Genomic DNA, 18446 nt, shown 5'->3' with positions numbered 1-18446 from the left:
TGAAATGATATGACAAAGCAGAATAAAGCATATACATTCCGTTTGTATCCAACAGAAGATCAAGCACATCTTATGCGTAAAACCTTTGGTTGTGTACGTTTCGTGTATAACAGAATGTTAGCTGAACGGAAAGAAGCGTATGAAAAACATAAAGATGATACGAATCAACTAAAGAAACAAAAGCTTCCCACTCCTGCAAAATACAAAGCAGAATTTGAATGGCTAAAAGAAGTTGATTCATTAGCTTTGGCAAATGCGCAACTCAACTTGCAAACTGCCTATAAAAATTTCTTTCGTGGTCAAAATGACTTCCCAACATTCAAAAGCAAAAAAGCCAGAAAGTCTTATACAACGAATGTAGTGAACGGAAATATTATGTTGCTTAACGGTCCTATCAAATTGCCAAAACTGAAAATGGTACGTATCAAGCAGCATAGAGAAATACCGCAAGGCCATATCATCAAGTCCTGTACGATTTCTATGACACCTACTGGTAAATACTATGTGTCCATTTTGACTGAATACGAAAAAGAGATCGTACAAAAAGAAGTAGAAACAGTTGTTGGATTAGACTTTGCGATGGATCAATTATACGTCAGTTCTGAGGATGAGAGAGCCAATTATCCTAAGTTCTATCGTGAAATGTTAGACCGTTTAGCAAAGGCTCAACGAGTATTATCAAGACGTACAAAAGATTCAGGGCGTTGGAATAAACAACGTATCCGTGTAGCTAAGCTGCATGAAAAAGTAGCAAACCAACGTAAGAACTTCCTTCATCATAAGTCTAAAGAGTTAGCGACTCATTTTGATGTTGTAGCTATGGAAGATCTAAATAGGAAAGGAATGTCGCAAGCACTTCATTTTGGAAAAAGTGTCGCTGACAATGGTTGGGGTATGTTCACTTCTTTTTTAGCTTATAAACTACAGGAACAAGGCAAACAACTTGTGAAAATAGACAAATGGTTTCCTTCCACAAAAACATGTAGCAGTTGTGGAAATGTGAAACATATGTCATTGTCTGAGCGAGTCTATTCTTGTATATGCGGTGTAAATCTCGATAGAGACTATAACGCAGCTATCAATATCAAAAATGAAGCAATACACCTATTGGCATTAGCATAGATAGCAATAAAATACAAGGGAGTTAGCTCGGCTGTCTTAGGACGAATTCGTTAGCTACCAAAAGTAACGACTAACCGAGAAGCCCCCACTTCAAACAGTCCGTTAGGACGTTAAGTGGCGGGTAGTTCACATTGGACTTAAAACTAGTGATTTCGAGTAAATCGATAACTTTGTGATTTTTCAAATGCTGTAGTAAGGTATCTTATGGATTTTTGTTACAGAATATGTATTCTGCGCCACGTTTTAATTTAAACCAATAAAAAAGGTTCTGGTGCAAAAAAGCGAAATGATTTGAAAATGCTCTTTCAAACTTGGCAATACTGGTGCTATTACTAAAAAAAGGTGTGTGATCAGTATGGAAAAAGAAAATATATTCAAATGGAAACAGTATCAGCCTGATATCATTGTATTAACCGTACGTTGGTACCTGCGGTACAACTTAAGTCTTCGTGATTTAGTGGAAATGATGGAGGAAAGAGGATTATTCTTAGTACATACAACAATTATGCGATGGGTGCATCAATATGGACCAGAATTAAATGAGCGTATTCGAAAACATTTGAAACCAACCAATGATTCTTGGCGTGTGGATGAAACATACATCAAAATCAAAGGAGAGAAAATGTACTTATATCGCGCGATTGATTCTGAAGGAAACACGATTGATTTTTATTTAAGTCGTAAAAGAGATGCGAAGGCTGCCAAACGTTTTCTAAAGAAAGCCTTGGCTTCTGTTCATGCCACAAAACCTCGTTCGATAACTGCTGATGGCGATAAAGCCTATCCTGTTGCAGTACGTGAACTAAAGGAAGAAAAGTGTATACCACACGGTATACCACTTCGTGTAAAAAAATACTTAAACAATATCGTAACTACTCAGCTTCTTCAAATAAAAAAACAGGCCAAATACATGTTTCCGATTCGAAAACATGAAAAGAAAATACTCCAATCAGAGAAAGAATCTATGCCAAATAGAGAAATTCTCTTATGAAGTCGTGTTATTCCAAGGAACCGTTCTAGTTTCTATGACTTGGTTTATCGCTTGTAAGACCGATTGTTTTTGTTTTTTCATGGTACTCATAAAGCTTCGTATCTGACAAAAAGATTCTGCGCCTTTCTTACTTCGGAAAGTCCCAGACACTTTCTGTTTTACTTTCGTCATCCGAATATCCCGTTCTGCTTGATTGTTATCAAATGGAATGGCTGGATGTTCTAAAAACGCTAGAATTCTGTCAGAATACTTGACGAAGCGATTCCATAAATTTTGAGAAGGCGTCTGCTTTCCTTTCTTCTTTTGTTTCGTGGAAAGAATCTGTTGTTCTTTCAATATGGATTGATACATAATAAACAGATTCTTTTGCGTCGCTTTTGGCATGGTACCTTCGGATTGCTTTTTCATCGTCAACGCTTGCGTTAGAAATTTCTGCATCTGTTGTGCCCATTGTTCTCCAGTACTATCTATAATTCCTTGTAAATCTCGTAAGAGATGGGCATTACATAAAACGTGACGACAATCTGTATACGCATCATACGATTTCCAACCATCATGCATCGCAATTCCAGAAAAAGATGGCAAGATTTCTCCAGCATCCATTGCTTCTTTTCCACGTTTTTGATGAATATGTTGCAATGTCACCTCCGGTGTACTGGCAGTATGTAACCATTGTGTTTTGTTTTCTACACGCATACCAGTTTCATCAAAATGGACAACAGGAGACTGCAGAATCTTTTCCTTTACTTCTTTTATGAATGGCTGCAATTGAGAAGCGAAAGCCTGTGTATGATTTACCAGGGTTCCTTCGCTTATAGAATGTCCAAAACAATCCTGAAAGAATTCTTTTGTTCGCTTCAAAGAAATGCATTGATAATGCGTTAAATAGGGAATCAGTCTTTTTATATTTGGACCATATTGAACAGGACGAGATACTGTCGAAGGAAATTGGGCTTCTTGGATAGAATGGCAATGTGGGCATTCTTTCTGTTCTACTTTATGTTCTGTCACTTCGATCTGAATAGGTGGTAAGTCATACACTTGGCGAATGCGATACCCTTTTACAGGCTCGTGGTTCAAGGAAGTATGACAACAAGTACAATATGTAGGAGAATGTGTAATCGTATGATCTGGAGTCGCTGTCAAACCAAGAGTATGTCCCTTGTGGCCCAACTGGCCACCCGTTTGACGATGAGACGGTTTGCGCAAACTTTTTGTAACGGGCTTACCCAAACCATCTGTAGAAGGTGGCTTATGACTATTTTTGGAGTTTTTTTTTGAAGCATTTTCTAGTTCTTGTATACGTTTTTCTAACTTAGAAAATGTTTCTTCAAATAAAGAAATAACAGCTTCAGGTCCTTTTTTATATGTATCTAAAATAATTTTTCGATCGACCATAAGATTCACCTCCCCTGTTTGATATACTCAGTATTTACAAATGGGAGGCATATGAAACTAGTAAAATTTAAAAAAGACACCGAAAGGTGGCTGAGTAGTTACACAATATCATTGAGCAAGATCATCGGTTTATCAAAAAACGGATTCGGAATATGCTAGGATTGAAATCATTCCCTACAGCTATAAAAATGATTACTGGAATAGAAGCTATGCATATGATCAAAAAAGGACAAACTCTCCAAGGGGAGAAGTCTGTCCAAAAGCAGATATATCTTATCAATGAACTCTTTGGTTTAACAGCATAAAGTTCCATTCCGTTAGGAATCTTCTATTCTTTTTTCACATTCCACTATTGTTGCACCAGAACCTAATAATCGCATTTGAAGTTTGCAACATATCTTTTTTTCGCTTCATTGGAACCTGTTTCACCATCTTTAGTTGTACAAGTTTCTTCATTAGACGTTGTACGGTTTTATAAGAAACCTCCATCTTTGCAGCTAGTCTATTTTTGCATAGGAAACTAACACCTACATATTTACAGCTGTAACGCTTTAAGATTTCGAGTAACGTAAAGGAGTTTAGCTTGTACGTCGGTACGCTTCATCGACATACGTATAGTGTCTTTGTATGTGCGTACGGTTTTGTTTAGTTCTTCCACAGTTGTGGAATGATTTTTTTGTTGCAATAACATTGATACGTTTTTCCATTATAGGGTCTCCTTTAGTGAAACAAAAAAGCAACATCACCAATAATTTGGTAAACGTTGCTAAAGAAACCCTACATGATGTACAATAATTCATGAGAGTATGGCAAGTGTTTATCTGAGGGGTTCAGGTGGATGGTATATAGAGTGTTAGTCGCACTTTATATACACGCTGTACTTTTGGTTGTTAGAATTTTTTAATTCAACTTGTAGGAATGCATTATACATAAGTAAATTTCTTATAGCGGGGTACCCACAAATTGCCCACATACTAATCATTTTGTAACTTTTATTATCGGTAACAGTAAATAATCGTTGATTTTCATGTTTTTTTCGAGTTCTTCGGTTGGTACCTTAAGGCGAAAAAGAAAAATGGTTTTTACAACCAAAAAGAAATGGAAGATTCTTCACACTTTTACTTGTAAGTGAGTAAAGTAAAGCATGGGCAGAAAAATATGTCATCTCTGGAGAGCACATTGGTCATGTGCTTTCTTTTTTGTTTAATTTACCAAAAATACAAAATCTTTTTTTAGACAAGTATGTAATGGGAGCTTTTTCGCTTATAGGAATCCCTTTCTTATGAATAAAGTTTGATGTAAGAGTAGCCATGTTAGCCATGTTATGTTGGTTGTTCTCTTTTTGATGAGAGAAAACGTGGTGCTGCATGGACGTATGACAGTATTTTTTGGTTTAAAAAACCATTTTTTCAGGAGGGGTGAGACACTTGTCCATTTGTTTGCATACAATATCGTATCAAACAATAGAGAGTGAAATAACTTGTTTAAAGAAGGGCAATTATTAATTACATTTTATGAGCATACAAATGCGCAAACGAAAAGCGAAATCCATACGCAATTAGGCGGAAAGAAAATAGATGAAATTCCTAAGTTCCATATGGATTTAATTGAAGTTCCTGCAGGAGAAGAGGAAACATTCCAAGCATTATATAAAAACAATTTGCATGTTCGATTTGTTGATTTTCATATCATCTATACCATAGGAAGTTGCAAAAAACATCGCTTTTCAAAATATGGTTGCTGTCATTACGAAATGAATCAGGATATAAAAAATGATTGTATACTAAATGATTATTATTATTTTCAGAAATTTAAAAATTTAACAAACCAATGGGGGCTACAACGAATTCATCCGACAGAGGCGTATTGTGTAGCGAAATATAAACCATTAAGAACGAAAATAGCGATTTTAGATACAGGAATTGACCCAACTCATCCAGATTTAATAGGAAAAATAATAGATCCGATCAATGTAGCTTCCGATGATCCTACAGACTATATGGACAGAGCGGGACATGGCACTTTTGTAGCAGGCATAGCCGCTGCCACTACGGATAATCAAATCGGAATGGCCAGTGCAAGTTATAATACGGCATATATTGTCCCTATAAAAATTCGTAACGAAAATGCAGAAGGGGTATTAGCGATAGATGTAATCAAGGGGATTGTATATGCAATAGAAAAAAAGGTAGATGTAATTAATATGAGTTTTTTTACGGATGATCCTAGAGGTTATTTAGAAGCGCTTCAATTGGTAATTAAAGCAGCCTGGAAGCAAAATATTATTTTAGTAGCCGGAGTCGGAAATGATGGAACGACGGCCCCGTTTTATCCAGCTGCAAATAATTTTGTGCTAGGGGTGAGTGCAACGGATCCAGCTAATCAATTAAGTGTTGTAACTACTCAGCCACCTTTCGGTGTCTTTTTTAAATTTTACTAGTTTCATATGCCTCCCATTTGTAAATACTGAGTATATCAAACAGGGGAGGTGAATCTTATGGTCGATCGAAAAATTATTTTAGATACATATAAAAAAGGACCTGAAGCTGTTATTTCTTTATTTGAAGAAACATTTTCTAAGTTAGAAAAACGTATACAAGAACTAGAAAATGCTTCAAAAAAAAACTCCAAAAATAGTCATAAGCCACCTTCTACAGATGGTTTGGGTAAGCCCGTTACAAAAAGTTTGCGCAAACCGTCTCATCGTCAAACGGGTGGCCAGTTGGGCCACAAGGGACATACTCTTGGTTTGACAGCGACTCCAGATCATACGATTACACATTCTCCTACATATTGTACTTGTTGTCATACTTCCTTGAACCACGAGCCTGTAAAAGGGTATCGCATTCGCCAAGTGTATGACTTACCACCTATTCAGATCGAAGTGACAGAACATAAAGTAGAACAGAAAGAATGCCCACATTGCCATTCTATCCAAGAAGCCCAATTTCCTTCGACAGTATCTCGTCCTGTTCAATATGGTCCAAATATAAAAAGACTGATTCCCTATTTAACGCATTATCAATGCATTTCTTTGAAGCGAACAAAAGAATTCTTTCAGGATTGTTTTGGACATTCTATAAGCGAAGGAACCCTGGTAAATCATACACAGGCTTTCGCTTCTCAATTGCAGCCATTCATAAAAGAAGTAAAGGAAAAGATTCTGCAGTCTCCTGTTGTCCATTTTGATGAAACTGGTATGCGTGTAGAAAACAAAACACAATGGTTACATACTGCCAGTACACCGGAGGTGACATTGCAACATATTCATCAAAAACGTGGAAAAGAAGCAATGGATGCTGGAGAAATCTTGCCATCTTTTTCTGGAATTGCGATGCATGATGGTTGGAAATCGTATGATGCGTATACAGATTGTCGTCACGTTTTATGTAATGCCCATCTCTTACGAGATTTACAAGGAATTATAGATAGTACTGGAGAACAATGGGCACAACAGATGCAGAAATTTCTAACGCAAGCGTTGACGATGAAAAAGCAATCCGAAGGTACCATGCCAAAAGCGACGCAAAAGAATCTGTTTATTATGTATCAATCCATATTGAAAGAACAACAGATTCTTTCCACGAAACAAAAGAAGAAAGGAAAGCAGACGCCTTCTCAAAATTTATGGAATCGCTTCGTCAAGTATTCTGACAGAATTCTAGCGTTTTTAGAACATCCAGCCATTCCATTTGATAACAATCAAGCAGAACGGGATATTCGGATGACGAAAGTAAAACAGAAAGTGTCTGGGACTTTCCGAAGTAAGAAAGGCGCAGAATCTTTTTGTCAGATACGAAGCTTTATGAGTACCATGAAAAAACAAAAACAATCGGTCTTACAAGCGATAAACCAAGTCATAGAAACTAGAACGGTTCCTTGGAATAACACGACTTCATAAGAGAATTTCTCTATTTGGCATAGATTCTTTCTCTGATTGGAGTATTTTCTTTTCATGTTTTCGAATCGGAAACATGTATTTGGCCTGTTTTTTTATTTGAAGAAGCTGAGTAGTTACTAAGTGTTTTTTCAAATTGGGGTATTAATGTTGGAATTACAGCACCAGGAACAGATATTTTATCTACAATTCCTACCTATTTTCCTGATGTGGATGACAAAAACGCGTATTTTGTATTAAGCGGGGCATCTTTTTCTACCCCATTTGTAAGCGGGGTGGCTGCCATGTTACGAGCAATCAAACCATCCGCGACGAATCAAGAAATCATACAAGCTATACAACGGTCTTCTAAAAATATAAACATCGTTCATAAAGAGTGGGGTCCGTTTTATGGATACGGGTTATTACATGCCAGTGAAGCGGTCAAAGAGCTATTGTCTCCTGCGGTTTTATCAAGTAATGTTTTAGGATCATTTTATGGACAGGTTACCAAAAATGAAGAACCGATTTCAAATATTACGCTATATGCAGTCAATAACAGTACAAAGCGTATAGAAAGAATCTATACGCCGCCTCATTATAACCTTTCTAGTACACTATCATCACCATCAGACGGCATGTTTCGTATCGTTAATTTGCCAAGAGGAAGGTATTCTATTTATGCAGGTAGTGTAGATCCAAACTTGCTCTTAATAACTGCGGATATTGTACCTGGAGCAGATGTATATGTGAAATTAGTAGTTCCAGAGAGTGCAGAGGACATGTTGGTAGACAAAGAGGGAGAGGGAAAAGAACGTAGTTAAAACATGTAACAAATGTATAAAAAAGTAGGGGGAATTACAAATCGTCGTAACTACTATAAAAATTATAATGGAAGACGTACAACATATCCTTCATGTATGATAAGTCTGGTAAATAATAGATAAACAAAAAGCATCAGTGATGGTGCTTTTTATTGTGCGGAAATTCTGTATCAAAATATTTGAGAAAGGAGTATGTAACATGAAGTACTGTGACTTTAATGGCTGTCATCACAAGGTAAGTAAGGGACGCTATTGCGGAGAGCATAAACGTAACAAGTCAAGGAAGAAGAAAGAGGAGAAGAACATCTATCATCACGATAACAAATCTTTCTATAACTCAGGTGCATGGAGGTATGTGAGATCAAAGGTATATGAAAGAGCGAAAGGGTGTTGTCAAAGGTGTGGAAAGTTCGTCTTTGGTAGAAGAGCTCATGTTCATCACATCATACCAATAAAAGAAGATCCAACTCTCAAATTAGAAGAAAATAACTTGAGACTACTTTGTCCCATTTGTCATACTACCGAAGAAAATGAAGATAAACCGAAAAAAGTTTTTCCGAGTTATTTTGGATAAGCCCCCCTATCAAACAAGAAAATTTGTCCACTGGGGAGGATAGGTAGCTTGGGGGGCGCATCAATGGTTGCACCAATTTTAAAAAGTAAGGGGGGTGTGAAAATGGCTCGCATGTCAAAGAAGAGAAAGTTAGAAATGCTAGATGTGGCACGGGATGAAGAGAGAAATAGAATCATAACATTATTGACGGAGGAGGACAAATTTACACCTTCCTTAGAACCACTCATTGAAAATTATGTAGATGCTTGTATCATTTATAAAACGATGTTTGAAGAATGGAAAGGTGATGAGTTTCTTCCTACAAAAACGCATCAGAACAAGGCTGGCGCAATCAATGAGATGAAGAATCCACTTGCTCAGCAAGTAGAAACTTGGAATGATAAGAAGAATAAAATGCTAGCAGCTCTCGGAATGACGAATAAGGGGAAAAGTCTACAAAAAGCGTCCCAAAATGAAAAAACTAGCCCATCTCATGAACCCAAAGATGAATTAGCGGCTCATCGAGCCAAATTGGCGGAAATTAACATGATGATTACACCAGGCGTGAACTATGCGAATATGTATGCAAGTAACGTCATGCGGCATAAAAAGAAATATCCGAAATTAATTATACTTGCGGTAGAGCGTTATAAGACGTGGGAAAAACGGAAAGATATGTGGTTTGAGGTAGATTGTGCAAATGAAATGTTAGATTTTGTACAGTCGTTTATCCGCCATGTTAAGGGGCCACTTGCAGGTCAATTGATGGAATTAGAACTTTGGGAAATGTTTGTTTTTGCAAATATGTATGGTTGGTATCGTAAAAATGAAAAAGGGAAAGTTGTCCGTGTTGTTCGAGAGGCGTATGTACAAGTGCCAAAGAAGAATGGGAAAACCATTATTGCCGCTGAGCCTTTAGCTAGACCTACACAAATTTATAAAGGTGTGAATGGGCCAATTAGTGGTGCCATGTATCGATATCATATGAATGGTATTGCCTATCAGAATAAATTTAAGGTATTAACGAAAAACACCAAGGGTCTTGAAGGTAAGAACCCTTACTTTGTGTTGAATGATGAACTCCATGCGCAAGAAAATATGGACATGTACGATAACTTGAAGTCAGCTCAAATCGCACGTGAACAACCCATGATGCTGAATATTTCAACGGCTGGTAAAGGTTCATCTAGTGTTGGTATGCGTGTTTATAAATATGCGAAACGTGTTCTTGAAAATGATAATGATGATTCCTTATTTGTTGCGATTTGGGAGCCAATTGAACTACCCCCACTTTCACTTCGTTTAGAAGAGGGGGATTCCTAAGTAAAGAGTTCTATCGAACTCTAATTTATTAGGCTATCTCCACAGTCCTTGCGGTTAGAAGCCTTATCGCTTCATTCTTTAGATTGATACTTGCGTTAATATCCCTATCATGGTTTGTAAGGCAAGAAGGGCAGTCCCATTTACGTAGGTTTAGATTTTTAACGTCTTTGTTTTGATATCCACAACAAGAACATAATTGGCTTGAAGCAAATGTTTTCGATACAACAATGACTTGTTTGCCGTACCATTTTGCTTTGTATTCCAACATAGTTCGAAACTGAGACCATGATACCTCACTAATTGCTTTTGCTAACTTATGATTCTTTAACATATTTGATACTTGCAAATCCTCTATACCGATAACATCGTGGTTTTTGATGATTTCAGTCGAGATTTTGTCCAAGTAATCTTTTCTAGCATTCGTCATGTATTCATGAATTCTAGCTACTTTTACTCGTTGTTTATTCCAGCGAGAAGATCCTTTCATTCTTCTAGAAAGAACACGCTGTGCTTTTGCCAACTTCTCTTCTAATGATCGAAAAAACTTCGGATTTTCATAGGTTGTTCCATCTGACAAAATGGCGAAATCTTTTAGTCCCACATCCATTCCAATGTAAGAGTTTGTTTTCGGAAGTTCTTGCACTTCTGTTTCAACTAACAATGACACAAAGTATCTGCCAGAAAGGTTCCGTCTAACTGTAGCATTTAAAATACGTCCTGTTACTTCACGACTTTTGGCAAATCGAACAAGACCTAGTTTTGGCAATTTTATTTTGTTTCCTACAATGGCAATGTTTTCATTTGTTTGTTTTGTGGTATAAGATTGTACGTTGTTCTTCTTAGATTTGAAACGCGGGGCATTGTTTTGTTTTTTGAAAAGGCGTGTATAAGCATCCGCAAGGTTGCGAACAGACGACTGAATCGCGATACTATCCACTTCTTTTAGCCAAACAAACTCTTTCTTCATGGCAGGGAGTTTGGCAGAGCATGTACCATATGTCAAACCTTTCCCTGTTTCTTTGTATGCATTATCCCATAGAGATAGGAAATGATTGAATACAAAACGAGAACAGCCAATCGTTTTATTGATTAGGGTTGCTTGTGCTTTATTAATCATCATTCATTTCACCTCCATTTCGGTATGTTTCTATTATAAAACAAACATGCGTTCGATAGATAGTGAAGTAACAGTTTATGTATGTCGAACAATTAAGATGGCTTCCTGCCATCCCTTGTCCGAAGCCAATTCATCTCCCACCTACTAACTTCGCGTTCCTTGAGGAAGGAGTCTTCTTGGCTAAAATGATAAAAAGTATGATTGGGAAGATCGTAACGTGTGGGAAATGGTGAACCCGAATATTGGTGTTTCCGTTACAATGGAACAACTCGAGAATGAGTATAAAAAAGCACAACAGTCCGCACACTCAAAAGCTGAATTTTTGTCTAAACATTTAAATGTGTTTGTAAATGGAGCAGACAATTATTTTGAACAGAATCAAGTCCAACATGTCCTTGTGGAAGATTTGGGTGATTTGACAGGAGAAACATGTTATATCGGTTTGGATTTATCTAAAACAACAGATTTAACATGTGTTAGGTTGAATTTTCCTACCCATGATGAGGAAAGAACATCCATTTTGAAAGTAAAGCAGATGTATTTTCTTCCGAATGAAAATATTAATTTTAGGGAAAAGGAGGACAATGTTCCTTATACAAGTATGGTGGAACGTGGTTTTGCCATGTTTTGTGACGGAAAGATGATTGACCAGGATCAAGTGATGGCATACATCGTTGCATGCATGGAGTTGTACGATGTACAACAAATCAATTATGATCCAACGATGTCTCAAAAATTAATTGAGAAGCTTGAAAATCTCGGCTTAGAGTGCATTGCAGTCAATCAGTATCCAAACGTGATGAATGCGATGATGGATGATACAGAGGTACTTATGTATGAAAAACGTTTATTTACAGACAATCCATTATTTGTGTATTGCGCTCTGAATGTGGTGGTTGTGACAAATATCAACGGAATGAAAGCACCAAGTAAGCGGCAGTCCAAAAGAAGATTGATGGATTCGGGGATTTTTTAGTTGCTCATAAAGAAACGATGATGTTGCTGGACGATGTGAGTGAAGAGGGAATGGATGCATTAATTGGTGAGATTTATAGGTAGGAGGTGGAAAATTGGGTTTACGAGATCGGTAATCAAATGGTATTAGCAGATATTGTTGTGGAAGATGAATGTGGTAATGAAATAAAAGATGATATTGCACTCCAAATCTTAAGAAATCCTAACCATTACAGAATTTATGATGCGGGAAAGCCCACGCAAGACGTTAGTCCGTCTTTAGAGGTGGGATGAAAGCATCGTTTTTGCATAGCAAACCATGGTATACTTTATGTATAGTCATGCAAAAGACGTAAAAACATTTGAGAACGAACAATCTGTACGGTATGGTCACAGTACCGTAGCCCACGAACCTATATGGTCTGTTGTGGGAGTGGTGATGGCACACCGCAATCTTGCACGTCAGCGATACCAGAAATGGACTTCGCCTTTGGTAGCAAGAATCCCACTGACGTTAGTCAGCTTGCCCCTTTAGGGGTGGGAGTGTCAAAAGAGAATTGTAAGGTGTGATTTTACTATTTCCCATACTTTCTTATGAATAAATGACTTCGTTTGTATCCGCTCGTTCTTTTGAAATAAATTTGATATGATAGAGGGATAAAATACGAAGAAGGGAAGCTTTCAGATGAACAATCGTGTTAATTTACGTATTGATTTTGCTTTTAAGCAATTATTTGGTACCAAAGGAAATGAAAGCGTTTTAATCGGGTTGTTGAATGCCATCTTACAGAAGACGCTACTGTCTCCGATTACGAGTTTGACGCTGGAAGACCCACATGTCCGTAAAGCATACAAAGAGGACAAATTATCGATTATGGATGTACAAGCTACCTTAGGTACGGGGGAGTTCGTACATGTAGAAATCCAGATTGCCAACAAACAGGATATCCAGAAACGTTCGTTGTATGACTGGTCGAAATTGTATGCGTCTCAAATGCAAGAAGGTATGCCATATAGTAAGCTGGAGAAATCCATTACGATTCATGTACTAGATTTTATTTTATTTCCAATTCACGATGGATTTCAAACAACAGGAACGCTCTGGGATATAGAAAAGGAAGTATTGGTGAGTGAAGACATAGAAATTCATTATATTGAATTACCAAAGCTGACGGCGCAATGGCGAAATGAACAAGTCAACCTGTGGCATGACGTTTTAGCACGGTGGTTACTTTTGTTAGCGTCACATAAAGATCAGAATCTTATAGAAACGTTGGAGGCGATTGCGATGGAGCAAGATGAACCATTGCAGGAAGCGATTCAGAAGTGGGATGATATGAGTCATAATCAGTCGTTTCGTAGCGAGTATGAAGCAAGGAAGAAAAGCTTGTTAGATGAGAATGTGGCGGCTGCACATGCAGAGAAAAAAGGAATGGAGCAAGGGAAAATACAATTGATTCGGGATATGTATAAAAACGGAATGGACATAGAGGACATTGCGAAATTTACAAATATGGATATATTGAAAATACGCGGTGTTTTGGAGTGATTTGTGTGATGGAACTTCAGAATTTAATGGATACGATTGTATCACAATAAGAAGAAGCATCTATCTCCCAAAGTTCTCAATATCATAGACGTATTGTTTAATTGTGGGGCTTTCTTCCGCGACTAGATAAGAAGAAAGAAAAATCCAATTTTCATTTTAGCTTAGCTGGATATTTCCAAGCTCGTTTCTCTTTTTTAACAGGGTTTATTTTTGTTTTTTGTTTTTCTACTTTGTTCTTCACTTGATTTTGTTGTTCGAATGTATCTAGCTTTGATTGTATTTGTTCCACCTGTTCTTTTACGTCCTTAAGTTCCAATTTGATTTCGGATAGTAATCTTAAAATGGCATCACCTTTATTCATTGTAGTGACCTTCTTTCTTAGTTATAGACTTTCTCAATATAAAAAGATTTAATTTTCAGTCATTTAAGTTATAATAAAGAAGAATAACTTTCATTGCTCCTTTTTCAAAAGAACGGACTGCCAGTCCGTTCTTTTTATTTGATTCTATTCTATCCTTTTTTCATTTTCATGGCTATTATGTTTAGTTAATTTCATATCATCTTAATTTGTGAACAGATTATTTTCATAGGTTGTTCTTTTTTGCTTCTAAACCATGCATCATCCTTTTAAATGGTTTGTATGAATAGGTCACTCATTTTTTAGGGTAAAATCAATAATCTTGGTCATCCATCGCCTTTCTGGAGCTGATTGAAGATAGATTAATACTTGGAACAGCAATAGATTTATTTTTTCACAATTGCATTTTGTAAAAAGTATCAAATAAAGAGTTGTATATGGCGTATACAACTGTACAATAATGAATTCTGATTTCATAGGTTGGAAAATATCTTAATGAATACTTTGCGTCCGAAATGTTCTGAAAAGAACAAGGCGCAAGACAGAACATACAAGTGCCCATGTGGATTTGAGAAACATCGTGATATCGTTGGGGCGATGAATATTCGCTACGCAACCTGTGGTTGGCGGTAATAGTCAATCAGCCTAAGAACCTATATGGTCTGTCTCAGGAGGGGGGATGGCACACCCTCATCTTGAAGGCTGTTCAAAACAGAAATGGACTGCGAACGTTTCGTCATTCAGGAATCCCATCCGTTACACCGTAAGGTGTAGGACTTGCGGCTTTAGCCGTGGGAGTGTCAAATATAAGGTAGTAGATGTCGGTTAAAATGAACGTTTCAGATTGTGCATATTTTCGTTTAGGTACAAACGCTTTAGGATTCCTGTGAAGTCCGCCAAGTAAATGAAAATGGTTTTATGCTTATTAATTAGAAAAATTGCTTCAAGACTATGAGAAAAATCATTCACATATAGATTTTATCCAATCTTTATTTCATTTGCATCCTATCTTTATAAGTGTTCTTTAAAATGAAAATTAGTTATTTAATTAATTACTGGCTATAAATAATTGAGGAGGACACACATATGTATAAAAAAAGGAGTGGCATTATTTTTTCGATGCTTTTAACCACGGTTATTATGAGTACAGCACCAACAGAAAGCATTCAAGCGAGCGCTGGTAATTTTGATCTAGATGGGGTACAACCAGAGAATATAAACAAAAATCTAGGGAATATCCAGGTATCTATGCTAAACACAAGTACGGCAGCCTCTCGTCAGCAGAAATCTTATACGGATCATATTGCTGTTTCTTTAATTGAGTTCCCGAATATGAAGCATAATCAAATTAAACCAGAAACAGATTTTTATACAAAAGATTTTAACAAAGCTCACTATGAGAGAATGTTATTTAATAATGGCATTTTCAAAACCCCGGAAGGAATAAGTATGCCCTCCCTAAATGAATATTATAACGAACAATCGAATGGATTTTGGAATGTAAAAGGAGTGGTTTCATCATGGATGCAGGCGAAGAATAATATAGAATATTACAGAGATTTTAAAGGTGAACCGTTTGAAGGATTTGGAGAATTAGTGAAAGAAACACTCACACAAGTAGGGCAATCTATTAAAGGAAAGGAAAATTTATATGATCAAAAAGATCCCGATGATTTAGATAGAGATGGAAATAAGGTAGAGCCGGATGGATTCTTAGATAATTTAGTAGTAGTTATGGCAGGGGGGACCTCTGATATGTATGTTGTGCCCTATACAGGGGAGCTTAAAGAACCTGCACAAATTCCTGGTACGACTCTGAAAGCAAAGAAATTCACTATTATTCCAGAGGACACTGCGGTAGGTACTCTGGCTCATGAATATGGTCATAATCTTGGTTTACCGGATTTATATGATTTTGGTGGTAAAGGGTCTGCTGATATGTGGTCATTAATGGCTTTTGGCGCACTTAATGGACAGCCAGGTGGAATTGAACCTAGTAACTTTGATCCATGGTCCAAAATGTTTTTGCAGTCTACTTATGGAGGAAAGTGGATTAAACCCATCGAGGTAGATTACAAGGACTTAGAGAAAAAGAAAGAGTTTGTATTGGAAGAAGCTACTAGTAAAAATACTGCTCGAAAAGTAATCAAGGTGAACCTTCCTCCAGTAATGAAAAATGGTGTACAATATCCTAATTATTATCTCATAGAATGGCGTAGCCATAATGGGGCGGATAAAGGACTTAATAAGACTGCTGCTGGTTATAAAGGATTATCAGCTGATCCTGGAATGATTGTTTGGTACTATGATGGACGTTATACAGATAATCAAGAAAGTAACCACCCTGGTCATGAGATGCTTGGGGTTATCGATGCACATCAACAAATACTGTATTACAATCATGATAAAACGAAGCCGGCTATGAGTAGCTTGCAAAATGCGGATGCAGCTTTTGGCCTACGAAAAACCACACCCATTAAAGTAGAAACACCACAAGGAAATGTAGATTCTCCGGCTCAAGAAGGAGTATCTGCTTTTAGTGATCAAAATAATTATACAGACAAAATTCTTCCCAAATTGGGCCTTCAGTTTAAAGTTGTAAAAGAATGTGAAAATGGACGTGGTGTAACTATTGCAATTTCTAAAAATAAATAAAATTTTTGTATGTAAACATAGGGGAAACGACGAATAATACGTGATATCTCTTGAAAGGGGATATAGCTGTACATGAAGAAACGAGCGGAAATCGCTCGTTTCTTCATGTACAGGCTTCTTCAACTGATCCAGGATAGGAATAAAGGTATATCAAACTCTTTAAAAAGACTTTCCTACGCTGTCGAAAGGTTCACTATACAATGGGATTTGTTAGCTAATGAATGTAAAAACACAAGTTTGATTTCATAATAATCAGAATAAATATTATCAATTCACTTTACCTTACATGTATGCGAAAATGTAACCAAGCTAAACTTTTCTTTCAACCTTTTCCCTAGTAAAGGTTGAAATGATACAAAATTTTTAGTCTGAAAAAGAAAAAGCTCATTTCTTGTGAGAAATGAGCTTTTTCTTCTGAATCTATTGAATTCAAAAATAAATTCTCTACTCTTTTTCATATATATTATCATAATATATACCGCATTATTCTTGTTTTTTTGTCTGAATTATTATGAAGTGTGAAACCTTGAAAATGATTAAATGAATCTACTATATAAGTGGGTTCTTTTTATTGTTTCTTTGTCGCAAAAACAATCGAAAAAGAAAAAAACAGCTAAAATTAGAATGTGGCTTAGAATAGAAAAATAATAATAAATTTGTTAGGGGAATAAGCAAGGTACGAAAAAAGGTGGAGCAATATCTTTGATACGATTTTAGCATGGAAATGAATTTATCTAACGGCTTTTTATTTTTCGTTCCCTACAAAGAGTATTGATGATTTAACTAAATAGATTAAAGATATTATCTATGAGATTGCAAATCCTGCTGATTGTAGAAATTGTTTCATTGAAATGTATTGTAAGGAATTATATTTGTTTTATCGTAATATTGTAAATATAAAATTTATATTTCTGTAAAGAATAGGAGAACTAATATTGACTAAGAAATTTAGATTATCGAATGAAGAAGAAAAACAATTCAATCAATTACTTACAACAGATGATTTTGCAGAAATATTAGCGATTATTTGGAGATATGGATCCAAACGAAAAGGGTATTTTTCTATCAGAAATAAGAAAAAAGAAATTCCAGAGAGATTTCGTGAATTAGTTGTGAGAAGTAATTCTTTAAGATACTGCAAGAGAGAACGTGAAGGGAAAGTGAATTTTTGGGAAATTGGAATAAATGAAAGTCATCCGCTTGTGAAAAAGATAGAGGAAATGAACTGGACGCCGATTTCAGAAAAAAATCGAACTTTCCCCCAAGGTATTTTCAACGAAAAAGTGTTTGTAGCAACTTATATTCGCTTATTACATGATTTAGGAACTGTACATGGCCAAGATAAAGGAAAATTATATAAACGCGCGCGCTTACGCATACATGGGTCCGTTGATGTATTGAACAACATAGCTCGTGTGTTACATTGTGAATTAGGTGTAGGCTTAAAACGAATACAAACAGACGGGAAAATACCGCAAGCAAAACAAATTTATTATCAATCTAAAAAAGAAATACCATTAATACTGGAGTTTGCTGGAGCAATAGAATCCTTACATAGATTCTATGATTTTCATCTAGGTTATATCTATACAAATGGATCAAAGAAAGTATAGAGTTTATGGCATTATAGGTGAAAAATTATTAGGAAATGCTTATACCACCATGATATTTTAGACTTCGTACTTCTCACAGAGATATAGATGCTCTTTCAATGAAAAGGCATAG

General features: G+C 36.3%; 10 protein-coding genes and 8 pseudogenes. 14 read left to right on the top strand and 4 right to left on the bottom strand.

Annotation, left to right across the window (positions count from 1 at the left end; genetic code table 11):
* The first annotated feature begins 9 nt into the window (after positions 1-9).
* Together MHH55_RS32365 and MHH55_RS32360 are read left to right on the top strand one after the other, a co-directional pair.
* Positions 10-1122 (top strand): RNA-guided endonuclease TnpB family protein, encoded by a 1113-nt coding sequence (locus MHH55_RS32365; protein WP_078187820.1) that lies wholly within the window; start codon positions 10-12, stop codon positions 1120-1122.
* Positions 1123-1477: 355 nt separating this feature from the next.
* Positions 1478-2035, top strand: a pseudogene (locus MHH55_RS32360) (IS6 family transposase); the annotation flags it as partial.
* A gap of 72 nt (positions 2036-2107) precedes the next feature.
* Here the strand turns inward: MHH55_RS32360 and tnpC (MHH55_RS32355) are convergent.
* Positions 2108-3511: an IS66 family transposase gene (gene tnpC, locus MHH55_RS32355; protein WP_100910632.1), complete on the bottom strand. Its 1404-nt coding sequence runs from the start codon at positions 3509-3511 to the stop codon at positions 2108-2110.
* Between the two features lie 98 nt (positions 3512-3609).
* On the opposite strand from tnpC (MHH55_RS32355), the pseudogene MHH55_RS32350 reads away from it, so the two are divergent.
* Positions 3610-3816: pseudogene (locus tag MHH55_RS32350) on the top strand (DDE-type integrase/transposase/recombinase); the annotation flags it as partial.
* 64 nt (positions 3817-3880) lie between these two features.
* On the opposite strand, the pseudogene MHH55_RS32345 reads toward MHH55_RS32350, so the two are convergent.
* Positions 3881-4218, bottom strand: a pseudogene (locus MHH55_RS32345) (helix-turn-helix domain-containing protein); the annotation flags it as partial.
* Between the two features lie 773 nt (positions 4219-4991).
* Between MHH55_RS32345 and MHH55_RS32340 the strand changes: the two are divergent.
* The 6 genes and pseudogenes from MHH55_RS32340 to MHH55_RS32315 all read left to right on the top strand — a co-directional run.
* A complete protein-coding gene (locus tag MHH55_RS32340; protein WP_078188125.1) occupies positions 4992-5951 on the top strand; it encodes a S8 family peptidase in 960 nt (319 codons plus the stop codon).
* A 57-nt stretch (positions 5952-6008) separates the two neighbouring features.
* A complete protein-coding gene (gene tnpC, locus MHH55_RS32335) occupies positions 6009-7412 on the top strand; it encodes an IS66 family transposase (RefSeq protein WP_100910632.1) in 1404 nt (467 codons plus the stop codon).
* A gap of 131 nt (positions 7413-7543) precedes the next feature.
* A pseudogene (locus MHH55_RS32330) lies at positions 7544-8212 on the top strand (S8 family serine peptidase); the annotation flags it as partial.
* A gap of 199 nt (positions 8213-8411) precedes the next feature.
* Positions 8412-8786: an HNH endonuclease gene (locus tag MHH55_RS32325; RefSeq protein WP_078188110.1), complete on the top strand. Its 375-nt coding sequence runs from the start codon at positions 8412-8414 to the stop codon at positions 8784-8786.
* 102 nt (positions 8787-8888) lie between these two features.
* A pseudogene (locus MHH55_RS32320) lies at positions 8889-9296 on the top strand (P27 family phage terminase small subunit); the annotation flags it as partial.
* Positions 9297-9311: 15 nt separating this feature from the next.
* Positions 9312-10040, top strand: a pseudogene (locus tag MHH55_RS32315) (terminase large subunit domain-containing protein); the annotation flags it as partial.
* Positions 10041-10116: 76 nt separating this feature from the next.
* Here MHH55_RS32315 and tnpB read toward each other — a convergent pair.
* Positions 10117-11208 carry an IS200/IS605 family element RNA-guided endonuclease TnpB gene (tnpB, locus tag MHH55_RS32310; RefSeq protein ID WP_340882195.1) on the bottom strand — a complete coding sequence of 364 codons (1092 nt, stop codon included), beginning with the start codon at positions 11206-11208 and terminating at the stop codon, positions 10117-10119.
* A gap of 184 nt (positions 11209-11392) precedes the next feature.
* Here tnpB and MHH55_RS32305 point away from each other — a divergent pair.
* Both MHH55_RS32305 and MHH55_RS32300 read left to right on the top strand, forming a co-directional pair.
* Positions 11393-12264 (top strand): annotated as a pseudogene (locus MHH55_RS32305) (terminase TerL endonuclease subunit); the annotation flags it as partial.
* Positions 12265-12844: 580 nt separating this feature from the next.
* Positions 12845-13708: an Rpn family recombination-promoting nuclease/putative transposase gene (locus MHH55_RS32300; protein ID WP_340882192.1), complete on the top strand. Its 864-nt coding sequence runs from the start codon at positions 12845-12847 to the stop codon at positions 13706-13708.
* 151 nt (positions 13709-13859) lie between these two features.
* Here MHH55_RS32300 and MHH55_RS32295 read toward each other — a convergent pair whose 3' ends face one another.
* Positions 13860-14069, bottom strand: coding sequence for a hypothetical protein (locus MHH55_RS32295; RefSeq protein WP_078187683.1), 210 nt, complete (start codon positions 14067-14069; stop codon positions 13860-13862).
* 507 nt (positions 14070-14576) lie between these two features.
* On the opposite strand from MHH55_RS32295, the pseudogene MHH55_RS32290 reads away from it, so the two are divergent.
* The 3 genes and pseudogenes from MHH55_RS32290 to MHH55_RS32280 all read left to right on the top strand — a co-directional run.
* Positions 14577-14715, top strand: a pseudogene (locus tag MHH55_RS32290) (zinc ribbon domain-containing protein); the annotation flags it as partial.
* A 437-nt stretch (positions 14716-15152) separates the two neighbouring features.
* A complete protein-coding gene (locus tag MHH55_RS32285; protein ID WP_078187684.1) occupies positions 15153-16721 on the top strand; it encodes an immune inhibitor A domain-containing protein in 1569 nt (522 codons plus the stop codon).
* Positions 16722-17656: 935 nt separating this feature from the next.
* Positions 17657-18334 (top strand): hypothetical protein, encoded by a 678-nt coding sequence (locus MHH55_RS32280; RefSeq protein WP_078187685.1) that lies wholly within the window; start codon positions 17657-17659, stop codon positions 18332-18334.
* The last annotated feature ends 112 nt before the right edge of the window (positions 18335-18446 follow it).

It is taken from the genome of Bacillus sp. FSL K6-2944 (genome assembly GCF_038005385.1).
In the GTDB taxonomy this organism is placed as follows: domain Bacteria; phylum Bacillota; class Bacilli; order Bacillales; family Bacillaceae_G; genus Bacillus_A; species Bacillus_A cereus.
The sequence above is the reverse complement of the archived record's forward strand: the minus strand, read 5'-3'. Positions and strand labels throughout refer to the sequence as shown.

Excerpts from the sequence above, each read along its gene's own strand:
- MHH55_RS32365 (WP_078187820.1), top strand. The coding sequence starts at position 10 with ATGACAAAGCAGAATAAAGCATATACATTCCGTTTGTATCCAACAGAA.
- tnpC (WP_100910632.1), bottom strand. The coding sequence starts at position 3,511 with ATGGTCGATCGAAAAATTATTTTAGATACATATAAAAAAGGACCTGAA.
- tnpC (WP_100910632.1), top strand. The coding sequence starts at position 6,009 with ATGGTCGATCGAAAAATTATTTTAGATACATATAAAAAAGGACCTGAA.
- MHH55_RS32325 (WP_078188110.1), top strand. The coding sequence starts at position 8,412 with ATGAAGTACTGTGACTTTAATGGCTGTCATCACAAGGTAAGTAAGGGA.
- tnpB (WP_340882195.1), bottom strand. The coding sequence starts at position 11,208 with ATGATGATTAATAAAGCACAAGCAACCCTAATCAATAAAACGATTGGC.
- MHH55_RS32300 (WP_340882192.1), top strand. The coding sequence starts at position 12,845 with ATGAACAATCGTGTTAATTTACGTATTGATTTTGCTTTTAAGCAATTA.
- MHH55_RS32295 (WP_078187683.1), bottom strand. The coding sequence starts at position 14,069 with ATGAATAAAGGTGATGCCATTTTAAGATTACTATCCGAAATCAAATTG.
- MHH55_RS32285 (WP_078187684.1), top strand. The coding sequence starts at position 15,153 with ATGTATAAAAAAAGGAGTGGCATTATTTTTTCGATGCTTTTAACCACG.